The following is a 15,371-nucleotide window of genomic DNA, read 5'->3' as shown; positions in this document are numbered from 1 at the left end:
TCGTCGTATGGTCGACCGAAATGCCGCGTTCCGCCAGCATTTCCTCAAGGTCGCGATAGCTGATCGGATAGCGACAATACCAGCGCACCGCCCACAGGATCACATCACCCTGGAAATGGCGCCACTTGAAATCCGTCATCGCTCCATCCGTTCAATCTCCGCCAAGCATGCTCAAGCTTCACGATTTTTGCAACAGAGCCATAAGACTTGAATAATACCAATCATCAATTTATATCCGTTTCTTGTGCTACAGGATTCCCTTATCTACCCTCGATTGGACACCACCCCGACCGGGAGAGAAGGAACCATGCACGCATTTTCAGACCGGATCGGCGCGCTTCAGGAAGAAACGCGCATCCCTCTCTATCTTCAGCTCCAGCAATTGGTCCGGCAGGCCATTCATAACCGCATCCTCGTCCAGGACGACGTGATCCCGGCGGAGCGGGACCTTGCGCTGGAATATGGCGTGTCCCGCATCACCGTGCGCAAGGCGATCGACGGGCTGGCGCAGGAAGGGCTGGTCGTGCGCCGCCGGGGGGCGGGTACCTTCGTTGCCGCGCGCGTCGACAAGAGCTTTTCCAAATTATCGTCCTTCTCCGAAGATATGCTGGCGCGTGGGCGCCAGCCCAGCAGCCAATGGCTTGCGAAGTCGGCGGGCCTCGTCAGCCCCGAGGAATCGATGCTGCTCGGCCTGTCGCCCGGTACGCAGGTCTACCGCTTCCAGCGCCTGCGTTTTGCCGACGACGTGCCGATGGCGGTGGAATATTCGACCATCGTGGGCCGTTGCCTTCCGGGCGTCGAAGCGGTCGGCGCCTCGCTCTATGAAGCCCTGGAGATGCAGGGCCGCCGTCCGGTGCGCGCGCTCCAGCGCCTGCGCGCGATGCATTTTCCGCCCGAGCAGGCGAAACTGCTCGGCGTCGACAGCGGCCATGCCGGATTGTTCATCGAACGGCGCGGCTTCCTTTCCGACGGCGAGGCTGTCGAATTCACCCAGTCCTATTATCGCGGCGATGCCTATGACGTCGTCGCGGAGCTTAACGCCAGTTAGCGCGATTCCACGCGCACAAGGGGGTATGATGTCGAATGTGGAGCTGCGGCCGGAATCGTCCGCCATGCAGCGGGAAGCGCGGGAGAGCGGGGCGGCGGTTGCCCGGTTCCTGCACCGCAATGCCGGCACGCTTGCCGGCCTCGCCGCCCATCTGCGCGCCAGTCCCCCGGCCCTCATCGTCACCTGCGCGCGCGGCTCTTCCGATCATGCCGCGACCTATGGCAAATATCTGATCGAGACTCTCGTGGGCCTGCCGGTCGCTTCGGCCGCGCCCTCGGTTTCCTCGCTGTTTCCCGGCGCGCTCCAGCCGACCGATGCGCTGATGATCGCCATTTCCCAATCCGGCCGCAGCCCGGATCTGCTCGCCACCGTCGCCCTTTACAAACAGGCGGGCGCGACCGTGGTGGCGCTGGTAAATGATGAAAGCTCTCCTCTGGCGGACATGGCGGATTATCTGCTGCCGCTTTGCGCGGGCGTGGAAACATCGGTCGCGGCCACCAAATCCTTTATCGCTTCGATCGCTGGTCTTGCCGCGCTAGCCGCCGAATGGAGCGAGAACGCTTCCTTGCGCGAGGGGCTTTCCGCCCTGCCCGCATTGCTGGATCAGGCCTGCGAGCAGGACTGGTCCATGCTGGTAGACAGGCTGGAAAGCGCGCGCAACCTCTTCATCATCGGTCGTGGCTATGGCCTGTCGATCACGCAGGAGGCGGCGCTCAAGCTCAAGGAAACCTGCGGTTTGCACGCCGAGGGCTTTTCGAGCGCGGAAGTGCGCCACGGCCCGATGGCGATCGTGGACAAGGGGTTTCCGGTATTGGCCTTCGCGACATCCGACAGGTCGGGAGAGGATGTCCGGGCCGCCGCTCGCGATTTCGAGGCGCGCGACGCCGCCATCTTGCTTGCCGATTGCGGCGCGGGTGCGGCTTCGCCGCTCCCCACGATCGCCGCCCATCCGGTGCTGGAACCCATCCTTCTCATCCAGTCCTTCTATATGGCGGCAGAAAGGCTGTCGCGCGCGCGCGGCCTCGACCCGGACCAGCCTCCCTATCTGCGCAAGGTCACGGAAACGCGATGAACAGTCTCGGTTTCCGCAACGGCCGCCTCTTTTCCGGCGTTCGCCAAAGTGATGGCGGAACGCTGACATGGGAGGACGGCACCATCACCGCCCTTGAAACCACCACGAGCGATGAAAAGGCGCTTGATCTGGACGGCGGCTGGATCGTGCCGGGTTTCATCGACACGCAGGTCAATGGCGGCGGGGGCGTGCTGTTCAACGACCGGCCCGATGTCGAAGGCATCGCCCGCATTGGCGCGGCCCATGCCCGCTTCGGCACCACCGGATTCCTGCCAACCCTCATCAGTGCCCCGCTTCCCCTTGTGGCCCACGCCATGGATGCGGTCGATCAGGCGATCGAGCAGGGCGTGCCCGGTGTCCTTGGCATCCATATAGAAGGCCCTTTCCTCTCCGATGCGCGCAGGGGCATCCACGATTCCGGTCTTTTCCGGTCGCTGGACGAGACGGCGCTGCACCTGCTGACCCGCCCCCGGCGCGGTGTCGTCATCCTCACCCTGGCACCCGAATGCAACGACATGGCGGCGATCCGCACGCTGGTCGACGCAGGTGTGATCGTCAGCATCGGCCACAGCAATGCCAGCTATGCCGATACAAGGCGCGCCATCGCGGCGGGTGCGCGGGGCGTCACCCATCTGTACAATGCGATGTCGCCGCTGCACCATCGCGAGCCGGGCGTCGTTGGCGCGGTGCTGGAGGACCAGAGCCTCTATTGCGGGCTGATCGTCGATGATGCCCATGTCCATCCCGCGGCGATCCGCATCGCGCTCGCCGCACGCCCGCTGGATCGCTTCATGCTCGTCACCGACGCCATGCTGACCGTCGGCAGCGAGGAAAAGAGTTTCCTGCTCAACGGAGAGCGCATCGTCGTGCGCAACGGGGTGTGCGTGGGAGAAGAAGGCACGCTGGCCGGGTCGGATCTCGACATGGCGCAGGCCGTGCGCAACCTGTGCGCGATCGGCGTCGCGCCGGAAATCGCCTTTGCGATGGCCTCGGGCAATCCCGCGGCCTTTCTCGGCCTTTCCGGGCGTGTCGGCACGCTGGAGCCGGGCGCACGCGCGGATTTCCTGTGGCTGGATGCGGATCTGCGCGTGCGCGGCACCTGGGCGGGCGGACAGCGCATTGCCTGAACGGCGCGGCAGCCCAGGATAGAGGCACGATAAGAAACAGGCCCGGCAGGGACCGGGATGAGGGGAATATCATGGGTCCGATCATACTCACTTCTCCGCTTCAGGGCTGGGCGACCTCGCTGGATGATGTGCCCGATGCGGTATTCGCCGACCGGTTGCTGGGGGACGGCATCGCCATCGACCCGCTGGGCGATACGCTGTGTGCGCCCTGCGACGGCGAGGTGCTGACCATGCATGACAGCCATCATGCGGTGACGGTGCTGGGTGATGGCGGGGTAGAGGTGCTGATGCATCTGGGCATCGACACGGTTGCCCTTGCCGGCAAGGGCTTCACGCCGCTGGTCGCGGTGGGCGCGCGGGTACTGCGCGGGCAGCCCCTGATACGCTTCGATCTCGACGCAGTGGCGATGGCCGTGCCATCGTTGATGACCCCGATCATCGTAACCAATGCGGAGCGGTTCCGTATCCAGCGCCGGGTGACCGGCAAGGTCGTCGGAACGGGCGAAGGCATAGTCTATCTCGAACCCATAGACGCGACCGCCACCTCCATCGCCGCCCGCCAAGATGATGGCGAGCGGATAGGCATAAGCGTGCGTATCCCGATGCTGCATGGCATTCACGCCCGCCCGGCCGCCCGGATCGGCGAGACGGCGCGCGCTTTTCTGTCGGAAAGCTGGATCGTCAAGGACGGTAGCGAGGCTTCGACCCGCTCCCCCATCGGGCTGATGCGGCTGGGCGTGCATCTTGATGACGAAGTGGCGATTGAGGCGGCGGGACCGGATGCCGAAGCCGCGCTAGGGGCGTTGCGCAGCCTGATCGAAAGCGGGATGGGAGAGAGTGAAGAAGAGGCACGGCGTCCCGTTGCCCCGGCCCCTTCCGTCCCCTCTCCCCCGCCCGACGGCGCGTTCGCCGGAACACTGGCCGCGCCGGGTTATTGCATCGGCACCGCGCACTGGTTCTGCCTCCCCGATATGGACGTATCGCGCGACGGCGCTGGCGTGGAGACGGAAACTGGTCGTCTGGACGCTGCCCTCGCCAGCTTGCGCGCTCGCCTTTGCGGCAAGGATGACGAAGGGACGCAGGCCGCGATCCGCCGCGCGCATGTGGCGCTGCTGGATGATCCTGCACTGCGGGAGGAGGCCCTCGCACAGATTGCCGCGGGGCGCAGCGCGGAGCATGGCTGGCGCGTGGCCTGCCGCGCCATGGCCGATATGATGCGGATGAGCGGCGATGCCCGCTTTGCCGAGCGCGCCGACGATCTCAACGATCTCGAACGCCAGATCCTGCGCATCCTGACCGGGGCGGAGGAGGAGGTGTTGTCCTTCCCGCCCGGCACGATCCTGCTCGCCGAGGAACTTCTGCCCTCCCACATCCTCGCGCTCGATGGCGCTGTGGCCGGGGTCGTGCTGGAGCGCGGCGGCCCGACCTCGCATGTGGCCATTCTGGCTGCCTCCATGGGTCTGCCCATGCTGGTCGCGACCGGCCCTGCCCTGGCGCAGGTAGCTGAAAATTCTTCCCTTATTCTCGATGCGGATGGCGGTTTTCTGCACGTCTCGCCATCGGTCGAGGCGCTGGCGGAGGCGAAGGCGGAGGTGGAGAGGCGGATAGCCTTGCGATCCGCCGCCCTTGCTTCCGCCAGCATAAATTGCGTCAGCCGCGATGGCGTGCGGATCGAGGCCTTCGCCAATCTGGGATCGCTGGAAGATGCGGAACTCGCCATGGCGAACGGCGCCGAGGGATCGGGCCTGCTGCGCACCGAGTTCCTGTTTCTCGACCGCGACAGCGCCCCTTCCATGGATGAACAGGCCGCGCTGTATCAGGATATCGCGCGGCATTTGCAGGGGCGACCCCTGATCGTCCGCCTGCTTGATATCGGCGGCGACAAACCCGCCCCCTATCTGCCGATCCCGCCGGAGGAAAACCCCGCGCTCGGCCTGCGCGGTATTCGCGTCGGCCTTGCCATGCCGGACGTGCTGGACCAGCAATTGCGCGCCATCCTTTCGGTGACGCCCCATGGCCAATGCCGGATCATGGTGCCGATGGTCGCCAGCGCCGCCGAAGTGCTGGCAGTGCGGGCACGGGTGGACGCGATAAGGACGGAGATGGGCATTGCCGTCCCTGTCGAAGTCGGCATCATGGTGGAAACGCCCGCCGCCGCCGTCACCGCCGCAACGCTGGCCCGCCATGCCGATTTCCTGTCGATCGGCACCAATGACCTGACCCAATATGCGCTGGCGATGGATCGGGGCAATCCTTCTGTCGCACCCGGAATAGACGGGCTGCATCCCGCTATACTGGGCCTGATCGCCCTGACGGTGAAGGGTGCCCGGCAGCAGGATCGCTGGGTGGGGCTGTGCGGAGGGCTGGCTTCCGACCGGCTCGCCATTCCGCTGCTGCTGGGGCTGGGCATTACCGAATTGTCCGCTGCGCCGCGCTTCGTACCCGACCTCAAGGCATTGGTGCGCCGGCTCTCCGTCGCCCAGTGCCGCACCCATGCCGAACAGGCATTGACGCTGGACTCCGCCGCAGAGGTTCGCGCCCTTGCCCGCCGCTTTGAAGAGGATCTGCCCCAATGAGGACGATTATCGGCCTGCTCCAGCCCATCGGGCGCGCTCTTATGCTGCCGATCGCGGTGCTGCCCATCGCCGGGCTGCTGCTGCGTCTGGGGCAGCCCGATCTGCTGGGCATTCCCTTGCTTGCCGCAGCGGGAGATGCGCTGTTCTCCAGCCTCGGCCTGCTGTTCGCGATCGGTGTCGCCACCGGCATTTCCCGCGACGGCAATGGCGCGGCGGGGCTGGCGGGCGTGGTCTGCTATCTTGTCACCATGCAGGGCGGGCGGGCGCTGATCCCCGTTCCGCCAGAGGTCGTGGCAGGCCTTACCGATACGGTGGCCGCAATGGTCGAGCAGGCTTGGAAGGCCAAGTCCTTCGCCCGGCTCGATGTGCCGGTGGGCATCCTGTCGGGTCTTTTCGGCGGCGCGCTCTACAACCGCTATGCGACAATCGAAGTGCCTGCCTATCTCTCCTTCTTCGGCGGGCGGCGTTTCGTGCCGATCGTCGCTGGGGGTGCGGGCGTGCTGATGGCGCTGTTGGTGGGATCGGGCTACACCCTGCTCGACCGCGGGCTGAGCCTCGCGAGCGAAGCCCTGGTCGCCTCGGGTAATCTCGGCCTGTTCGGCTATGGGTTGCTCAACCGGCTGCTGCTGGTGACGGGACTGCACCATATCCTCAACAATGTGGCATGGTTCCTGCTCGGCGATTTCAACGGCACCACCGGCGACCTGCGGCGCTTCTTTGCGGGTGACCCCCATGCGGGCGCCTTCATGGCGGGGTTTTTCCCGGTGATGATGTTCGGCCTGCCCGCCGCCTGCCTCGCCATGTATCGCACCGCGCTGCCGGAACAGAAGAAAGCCGTCGGCGGGATGTTGTTCAGCCTCGCGCTCACCTCCTTCCTGACAGGGGTGACCGAGCCGATCGAATTCAGCTTCATGTTCCTCGCTCCCCTGCTCTACGCCATTCATGCGGTGCTGACAGGTGCGGCGATGGTCATCATGAACCTGCTCGACGTGCGGCTGGGCTTCGGTTTTTCCGCTGGCCTCTTCGACTATGTGCTGAATTTCGGACGCGCCACCCGGCCGCTGCTGCTGCTGCCGGTCGGAATCGGCTATTTCATCCTTTATTACGGCATCTTTCTCTTCGCGATCCGGCGGTTCAATCTGGCAACGCCAGGGCGGCAGGCACAGGAGGAAGGCGCTGGCGGCACTGCTTTGGCCACCGGCGGGCGCGGCGTGGCTTATCTCCGGGCGTTGGGCGGGTCGGGCAACCTGCGGACGATCGGTGCCTGCACCACGCGGCTGAGGCTGGTCGTGCAGGATCAGGACGCGATAGACGAAGCCGCGCTGAAGGCGCTGGGCGCGGTTGCGGTGCTGCGACCCTCCGCGCAGGCCGTGCAGGTCATCATCGGCCCGATGGCGGACCAGATTTGCGAGGATATCCGTCAGGCCGCGCTGCTCGGGGATGCGTCTCCTTCTTCTTCCCCTGCGCCGTCCCCGGAACCGCATCCCCTCGTCGAACCGGCGGAGGCCATCGTTGCTGCACTGGGTGGCCCGGACAGTATCGAGGAAGCCCGCCTCATCGGCTCGCGCCTGCGTATCCGATTACGCCACGCCGTTCCGCTCGACCGGCTGGATCAGGTAAGCGGGGTGTATGGCTATGCGATGCCGCAGGACCGTGTGCTGCATCTGCTGGGAGAGCGGCTGGTCCGGTAGTCCGCTGGTCGACAAGGCGCTAAAATGCGTCGCCTTTCATCTTTGGTACTATATTGGATATATATTATTGACAATTTCAAAAATTGGATGATACCATTTTATCAATCCAATAGGACAAGGTAGCCAACAAGGCTCAGAGAAGGGGTGGCATATATGGGGGTAAGGTTCTCGCGCAGACAGTCTCGCTGGCTCATGGCCGCGTCGCTTCAGGCATTATTGTCCACATCCGGCCTGCTTGTCCTGCCCGCAGGCGTAGCGGCGCAGGAAAATTCAGGCGACAGTTCGTCGAAGGACGATGGCCAGCTCCCCCCGCCCAGCGCGCCGGATGCGGCCAGCCAGAAGGATGATGGCCAGGTCGATAGCGGCATCATCGTCACCGGCATCCGCGCCAGCATCGAAAAATCGATCAACGCCAAAAAGGCATCGAACGAGATTGTCGAGGTCGTCAGCGCCGAGGATATCGGCAAGCTGCCGGGCGTCAGCATCGCCGAATCCCTCGCCCGCCTTCCCGGCGTCGCCGCCCAGCGCGTCGATGGCCGCGCGCAGGTGCTTTCCATTCGCGGCATGGCCCCGCAATTCGGCATGACCCTGCTCAACGGGCAGGAAATGGTCTCAACCGGCGATGATCGCTCTTTTGAATATGACCAGTTCCCGGCGGAACTCGTCAGCTCGGCAACGCTCTACAAGACGCCCGACGCCTCGCTGGGCGCCATGGGGCTGTCCGGCACGGTCGACATTCACACGCTGGAGCCGCTGGATTTCAATGGGCGCAAGATCAACATGAGCCTGCGCTATGACGGCAATTCCATGGGCAAGGTGCTGCCCTCCACTTCGAGCCATGGCGGACGGCTGAGCTTCTCTTACATCGATCAGTTCGCCGACGGGAAAATCGGCGTCGCGCTGGGCTATGCCCATCTCGATTCCCCGAACAAGAAGAAATATTTCAACCTCTGGGATTATGGCAAGGCGTCGGTGATCGGCGTGGAGGGCCTTGGCGACACCTATACGTTCGATGGCTTTGAAACTGGTATTGCGTCCACCAAGACGGTGCGCGACGGCTATCTGGGTGTGCTCCAGTTCAAACCCGACGAGCATTTCTCCAGCAAGATCGACCTTTTCCGTTCCCAGTTCAAGCAGCGGATGAAGGGCGACGAGATGATCGGCGTGCTCGCCAACTGGGCGACCGGCAGCATTCCGGTGGTGGCGATGAACAGCGATTCCATCCAGGTGGACAATGCCAGCCCCATTCTCACCATGCGGCAGGACAACCGCAACGACCGCATCAACGCGGTCAGCTGGGCCAACAGCTATAGTGCGGGCGCATGGACCTTTCGCGCCGATCTCGGCTATTCCAAGGCGACGCGCCGCGAATGGGTGGGTGAGGCCTATCTCATGTCGGCAACGCCGATGTCGCTCACCGTCGACCTGCCGACCGATTTCAACAGCTTCGGCCATGTCACTTCCAGCGTCGACCTCAACAGCACGACGGATATGTCGCTTGCGAGCGTGTGGGGCGAAAATCTGGGCGGCATGTCGGCGCTCGCCAAAGTGCAGGACAAGGTGGAGACTGCCCGCCTTTCGGCCCGCAGCGAGATGGATTTCGGCCCGTTCAACGGGCTGGAGGTCGGCCTGCTTTATCGCAAGCGTACCAAGTCGCTCAACTATGAGCAGACCAGCTATTATCTGACCGACAGTTCCCCCTGCCTCAATGGCCTGACCTGTCAGGCGATCCCCGACAGCCTGCACACCTATTCGGCGAACATGGGCTTCATGGGCATGCCCAATGTGCTCTATTTCAACGTCGACGATGCGCTGGGCGGCAGCGGCTATGAGGAAGCGGTCAATGCGCTCGATCCGTCCTGGAACTGGGGCGTGCGCGAAAAGGTGACGACGCTGTTCGCGAAGCTCGACATCCGGGACGATCATTGGGTGCCGATCCGCGGCAATATCGGCGTGCAGGTGATCCGCACCAGCCAGAGCGCATCGGGCCTCTATGTAGACGCCCTTGGCGATGCATCGCTGGTCGACGGCGGCATCAGCTACACCGATATCCTGCCCAGCCTGAACCTCAATGCCCAGCTGGCGCAGGATACCTTCCTGCGTCTGGGCGCGGCCAAGGCACTGGCGCGGGCGGAAATGGCGGACATGCGCGCAGGGATCACCGCCGCGGTCAGCCAGACCGACCGCAAATGGTATGGCGATGGCGGCAATCCAAAGCTGAAGCCTTGGATTTCCTACGACTTCGACCTGTCGCTCGAACATTATATCGGCAAGGCGTCCTACATCGCCGTCGCGGCCTTCTACAAGGATATCACGCGCGGTATCGTGACCAAGGACGTGCAATATGATTTCAGCGGCTATGCCAACACGTCCAATGTCACGCCGATCAGTTCGATCGGCACGCTGACGACGCCCACCAACACCAAGGGCGGCAAGCTGCGCGGCGTAGAGGTAAGCTGGACGCTGGAAGGCGATCTGCTCACCTCCTTCCTCTCGGGCTTCGGCTTTGCCGGCAGCTATTCCAAATCGAAGCTGAAGCCCAAGACCGACAAGGACGGGGTCTTCCTCGACACCCTGCTGGAAGGCTTTTCCGGCGATGTCTGGTCGGGCAGCCTCTATTATGAAAAGGACGGCATCCAGTTGCGCGTGGGCGAGCGGTATCGCTCCGGCTATTCAGCGCGGCGGCACAATGCGTTCCTGTTCGTGACGGAGAACATCAAGTCCGAGCATATCGTCGATGCTCAGATCGGCTATACCGTGCAATCCGGCCCGCTCAAGGATCTGGCGATCACGCTTCAGGGGAACAACCTCACCAATGAAGCCTATGTCACCAGCCAGACGGTGGACGGCCAGACGGCGCCGCAGCAATATCACAAGTTCGGGACCGAATATCTGCTGGGCATATCCTACAGCTTCTGATGCGAAGGCACAAAATACCCCAGGCCCGGCGACAGGAAGGATGAATATGCGCCAACGCCCCTTCATCATCTCGCGTCGGGCCGGGTGGTTGACCCCGATCGCCGCGCTGCTGGCCAGTGGCCTCGTCCCGGCCAATGCGCAGACCCCTGCGTCGGCGGATCGGGATGCCGGCGCGCTGGCCCTGCGCTGGACTGCCCTTTCGGTGGAAAAGGGCCAGACGACCGCCAGCCTGACCCTGCGCAACACCGGCGCATCCGCCCTTCCTGTCAGCGGATGGTCGCTCTATTTCAGCGCCATTTCGCCGCTGGAAGCCCCTCGCCCGGGCGAAGGGATAGAGATCACCCATATCGCAGGACCGCTCTATCAATTGCGCGTCGCACCGGGACGGGGGCCACTGCAACCGGGCGAAAGCCTGACGCTGTCGCTGCACCATGGCGACATCATGATTATGCCGGACAAGGCACCGATCGCTCCTTATCTCGTCTATGATGCAACCCCGGGCGAGGGCGTGGCAATCCGCGATTACCGGGCCGAACCGCTTGCTCCGGCGGCGCAGGTGCCCGGCGCGCCCACGGGCATTGGCTCCATGGTCGCGCCAGAAACGATCTATGCCCACAACGCCTCTGTCCAGTCTGTCGCGGCAGACGACCTTCCTCCCTTCTTCCCCGCGCCGCTTGCCAGCCGCCCTCTTGCAGGAGCGGTGGACATGGAGGGCGGCGCGCATGTGGAAGCCCCCGCGCACCTCAAGGCGGAGGCCGGATTTGCCCGCAGCCTCTTTGGCGGGGCATCGGGGAAAACGCCCTTGCGCCTCTCGACAGGCCCCGTTCCCGGCCAGTCCTCGCCAGAGGCCTATCGCCTCGAAATCCGGCCCCAATCGGGCATTTCCATCACGGGTGTTTCGGCGGCCGGCGTCTATTACGGCCTCCAATCCCTGCGCCAGATGCTGGATGGCGCCTCCGGCAAGGCGCTTCCCGCCTTCGACATCATTGATGCCCCCCGCTTCGGCTATCGCGGGCTGATGATCGACGTAGCCCGCAATTTCCGGCCGAAGGAAGAGATATTCACCCTCATCGACCTGATGGCGCGCACCAAGCTCAACCGCCTGCATTTCCATCTGACCGATGACGAGGGTTGGCGGCTGGCAATCCCGGGCCTGCCGGAACTGACATCCATTGGCGGGCGACGCGGCCAGTCCTTCCGTGACGGCTCCACCCTGCCTCCGGCCTATGGGTCTGGGCCGGACGCCGGCGACCCGCAGGGCAGCGGCTTCTACACGGCCGAGGAGTATATCTCGATCCTCACTTATGCCCATGCGCGGCATGTCGAGGTCATTCCCGAGATCGAAATGCCCGGCCATGCGCGCGCGGCGGTCGTGGCGATGGCGGAACGGGCGCGCAGGCTGAGGCTGGCCGGGGATGCGGGCGCGGACTACTATCTGCTGGGCGATCCCGACGACCGCTCCGTCTATCGCTCCGAGCAATTCTACAGCGATAACGTCATCAACCCCGCCTTGCCTTCCACCTATCGCTTCATCGCCAAGGTGGTCGATGAGCTGGCCAGCCTGCATCGCCGCGCAGGCGTGCCCTTGCGGCAGATGCAGATTGGCGGCGACGAACTGGCTGCCGGGGCCTGGGAACAGTCGCCCGCTGCGCTACAGGCGATGAACCATCTGCCCGGCCAGGATGTGGCTGCGCTCTGGGATCATTTCTATGATCGGGTGATGCGCCTGCTGGCCGCGCGGGATATTCGCCCGGCCGGCTGGGAAGAACTCGGCCTGCGCAAGAAGGTCGCTGGCGGAAAGGCGCAGGTGAGCATCAACCGGCCTTTTCTCGACCGCCACCTCTCCCTTTACGTCTGGAACAATCTGGCGGGGTCGGAGGATCTGGCCAACCGCCTTGCCAATGCCGGTTATGATGTGGTGCTGGCCCCGGTCACCAATTTATATTTCGACATGGCGCAGGCGCGGGATCGCGCCGAATATGGGCATAACTGGGCCGCCTATACCGATCTGGAGGATGTTTATCGCCTGGATCCCTTCGCGCTGGCCGCCGGACAGGAGGGGGAGCCTCTTTCCCCGGACGGGCGCGCGCATATCACCGGACTGGAAGCCACCTTGTTCAGCGAGACCGTGCGCGAACCCTGGCGGGTCGGCTATATGCTGCTGCCCCGGCTGTTCGGTCTGGCAGAGCGCGCCTGGGCGACCGAGCCGGCATGGACGCACCTTTCCGGCGCGGCGCGCGACGCCGCCTATGCGCGCGACTGGTCGCGCTTCGCCACGCAGGTCGGCACGCGCCTGCTGCCCGATCTGGATCGTGCGTTCCCGGGCCTCGACTATCGCCTGCCACCGCCGGGGCTGATCGTGCGGGACGGACAGGTATTTGCCAACAGCCTGCCCGGTCTTGCGCTGCGCTACAGCATCGATGGATCGCTGCCCGACGCGCACAGTCCCCTTGTCACAGGACCGATCGCCGACAAGGGCGTCATCACCGTCGCAGCCTTTTCCACCACCGGCCGGACCGGCCGCGCATCCCGGATCATCAACCCGTGAGTACAGCCATTCCCCTTTTTCTGCCCCGCCATGGCTGGATATGGCTGGCGGCGGCCCTCGCCTCTGCCTTCCCCGCCCATGCGACGGAAGCGCAGGATGACTGGGGCGGACTGCATGTTTACCAGAAGCAGGACGCGAATCTGATCGCGCGCGGCCCGGTCGCCCATCGCCTGCTGTTCCTTGGGGATTCGATCACCGAAGGCTGGGACAGGGATCATCAGTCGCTATTCGCCGATCCGCGCCATATCAACCGGGGGATCAGCGGCCAGACGACGAGCCAGATGCTGCTGCGGTTCCGGCAGGATGTGGTCGCCCTGCGGCCCGAAACCCTGTTCCTGCTGGGCGGAACCAACGATATAGCCGGCAATGGCGGGCAGGTTTCGGACGACGTGCTGCGCGGCAATATCGAAACCATGGTGGAACTCGCGCAGGTCCATGGCATCCGCGTCGTGCTGCTCTCGCTGTTGCCGACCGATCATTACTGGTGGGCGCCCGAGATCGCCCCGGTTGGCCGCATCCGCGCGCATAATGCATGGCTGAAGGACTATGCCGCGCGCAAGGGCATCGCTTTCGTGGACCTTTATGACGCGATGGCGACGGAGGCCGGCGCTATCAACCCCGCCTATAGCGAGGACGGCGTTCATCCCAATGCGGCGGGTTATGCGGTGATGGAACGCCTTCTCCGGGGTGTGCTGCGATGAATCCCGCCCCTGCGGCAGAGCGGTATCTGGCCATCGACGTGCTGCGCGGCCTGACCGTCGCGCTGATGATCGTCGTCAATATGTCGATCAGTGAAAGCCTGTCTTTCGCGCAGTTGCTGCACACGACGTGGAACGGCTTCACCCTGACCGATGCGGTATTCCCGACCTTTCTCTTCATCGTGGGCGCCTCGCTCGGTTTTACCGCGGATCGCTATGCCCGCGATGGCGCCGGACCCTATTTCCGCCGCGTTACGGAACGCTCCGCGCGCATCTTCCTGTGCGGGCTGATCGTTTCCAACTTTCCCTTCTTCTCCATCGTCGATGGCCATGTCCTCTGGCAGTCTTTCGACAGTGTTCGCATCATGGGCGTATTACAACGCATCGCGCTCGCCTATCTGATCGCAGCGGGCCTGCTCTATGGTTTACGCGCCAGAGGGGTGTTGCTCTGGTCAGCGGTGGCATTGCTGGGCGTGACCGCCATCCTGCTGGGCTACGGCGACTTTTCCCTGACCGGGAACGCAGCCGTGCGTGTCGACCGGGCATTATTGGGCGCAAGTCATCTTTATCAGCATGAAGGCGCACCGTTCGACCCTGAAGGGCTGCTCGGTACGCTGCCCGCCGCGGTCAATGTGCTGGCGGGCTATCTTGCCACCGCTTTCCTGCGCGCCCGTGCGGCGGCCGGGGGCGTACGGGGGCGCGATCTGGCGGCAATGGCCGGGATCGGCGTACTGCTGATCGGTGCGGCAATGCTGGTCGACCCGCTGCTGCCGATCAACAAGAAATTATGGACGGCTTCCTATACGCTCTGCACCATCGGCCTGGACCTGCTCGTGCTGGCTGGGCTGATACAATGGATCGATCGTTGGCGGCTGCGCTTCGGCACGCGCTATTTCGAGATTTTCGGCAAGAATGCGCTGGCCGTCTACATGGCGGCAGAACTGGCGATGAACCTCGCCTGGACACTCCCTGTAGGTCACACCTCCCTGTTCATGGCCATTTATGAGGCGCTGTTCGCCGGCGTGGGCGGCAAATGGGGATCGCTGGTCTATGCGCTGCTGTTCACGCAGGCGTGCTGGCTGTTGGCTTGGACGCTGGATCGACGGAAAATCCATATCCGGCTCTAATCCGGCGGCAGTGGGTCGGCCTGCCGATCATCGGTTGTGACCCCGATAGGGGTGACTACACGAAAGTGACGTATCTGCACGCTAAGGGAGAACGGAGGGCGAACGTCACGCGGCGAGCAGGGAACTGACGGCGCGTAGCGGCCGCAGGGCATCCGGATCGGGCCGGTCTTCGACATTCCAGCTATAGTCGCCGGTCAGCGAGATATGCTCCCAGCCCAATGGCGCGATGTGGCGTGCGATCTCGTCCGGCGTGCCGATGTCAGCCAACGCCATTTCGAGATAGCGGGTGTTCCACAGGATGATGGCGGCGACGAGCAGGTTGAGGCCGGATGCGCGATAGGTCTGGTTTTCGAATCGCCGATCACGCAGTTCGCCAAGCTGGTTGAAGAAGAGCGCGCGGGCGAGCGCATTGCGGGCCTCGCCCTTGTTGAGGCCCGCCTGGGTGCGCCGGCGCAGGTCGATGTCGCGCAGCCAGTCGAGCATGAAAATGGAGCGTTCGAGGCGGCCCAGCTCGCGTAGTGCGAGGGCCAGTCCGTTCTGTCGCGGATAGGCGGACAAGCGGCGC

The 15,371-nt window shown here is 64.1% G+C and carries 10 protein-coding genes and 1 pseudogene; 9 read left to right on the top strand and 2 right to left on the bottom strand.

From position 1 onward, the window contains the following. A pseudogene (locus AC13EK_RS12700) lies at positions 1–139 on the bottom strand (IS6 family transposase); the annotation flags it as partial. Between the two features lie 168 nt (positions 140–307). Between AC13EK_RS12700 and AC13EK_RS12695 the strand changes: the two are divergent. From AC13EK_RS12695 to AC13EK_RS12655, 9 genes are all read left to right on the top strand, one after another. After that, complete coding sequence (locus tag AC13EK_RS12695; protein ID WP_483022222.1) at positions 308–1,048, top strand: GntR family transcriptional regulator; 741 nt, start codon at positions 308–310, stop codon at positions 1,046–1,048. Positions 1,049–1,076: 28 nt separating this feature from the next. Continuing rightward, positions 1,077–2,120, top strand: a complete 1,044-nt coding sequence (locus AC13EK_RS12690; protein WP_483022223.1) for an SIS domain-containing protein — start codon at positions 1,077–1,079, stop codon at positions 2,118–2,120. Then, the gene (gene nagA / locus AC13EK_RS12685) at positions 2,117–3,247 is read left to right on the top strand and encodes an N-acetylglucosamine-6-phosphate deacetylase (protein WP_483022221.1); all 1,131 of its coding nucleotides are present in this window, start codon (positions 2,117–2,119) and stop codon (positions 3,245–3,247) included. The genes AC13EK_RS12690 and nagA overlap by 4 nt, the downstream gene beginning before the upstream one ends. A 71-nt stretch (positions 3,248–3,318) precedes the next feature. Next, entirely contained in the window at positions 3,319–5,823 is a 2,505-nt protein-coding gene (ptsP, locus tag AC13EK_RS12680) for a phosphoenolpyruvate--protein phosphotransferase (protein WP_483022220.1), read from the top strand. Then, the gene (gene nagE, locus AC13EK_RS12675) at positions 5,820–7,514 is read left to right on the top strand and encodes an N-acetylglucosamine-specific PTS transporter subunit IIBC (RefSeq protein WP_483022219.1); all 1,695 of its coding nucleotides are present in this window, start codon (positions 5,820–5,822) and stop codon (positions 7,512–7,514) included. The genes ptsP and nagE overlap by 4 nt, the downstream gene beginning before the upstream one ends. Positions 7,515–7,706: 192 nt before the next feature. Beyond that, the gene (locus AC13EK_RS12670; protein ID WP_483022218.1) at positions 7,707–10,433 is read left to right on the top strand and encodes a TonB-dependent receptor; all 2,727 of its coding nucleotides are present in this window, start codon (positions 7,707–7,709) and stop codon (positions 10,431–10,433) included. 46 nt (positions 10,434–10,479) lie between these two features. Further along, entirely contained in the window at positions 10,480–12,981 is a 2,502-nt protein-coding gene (locus tag AC13EK_RS12665) for a family 20 glycosylhydrolase (protein ID WP_483022217.1), read from the top strand. Beyond that, the gene (locus AC13EK_RS12660) at positions 12,978–13,682 is read left to right on the top strand and encodes a GDSL-type esterase/lipase family protein (RefSeq protein WP_483022216.1); all 705 of its coding nucleotides are present in this window, start codon (positions 12,978–12,980) and stop codon (positions 13,680–13,682) included. Before AC13EK_RS12665 ends, AC13EK_RS12660 begins: the two co-directional genes overlap by 4 nt. Continuing rightward, the gene (locus tag AC13EK_RS12655) at positions 13,679–14,806 is read left to right on the top strand and encodes an acyltransferase family protein (RefSeq protein ID WP_483022215.1); all 1,128 of its coding nucleotides are present in this window, start codon (positions 13,679–13,681) and stop codon (positions 14,804–14,806) included. Before AC13EK_RS12660 ends, AC13EK_RS12655 begins: the two co-directional genes overlap by 4 nt. 105 nt (positions 14,807–14,911) lie before the next feature. Here AC13EK_RS12655 and AC13EK_RS12650 read toward each other — a convergent pair. After that, positions 14,912–15,371, bottom strand: a 460-nt coding sequence (locus AC13EK_RS12650; protein WP_483022214.1) for a Tn3 family transposase, incomplete at its 5' end; no start/stop codon positions are given.

Source organism: Sphingobium sp. L-44 (assembly GCF_056859495.1).
This window is presented reverse-complemented; position numbering and strand designations above follow the sequence as displayed.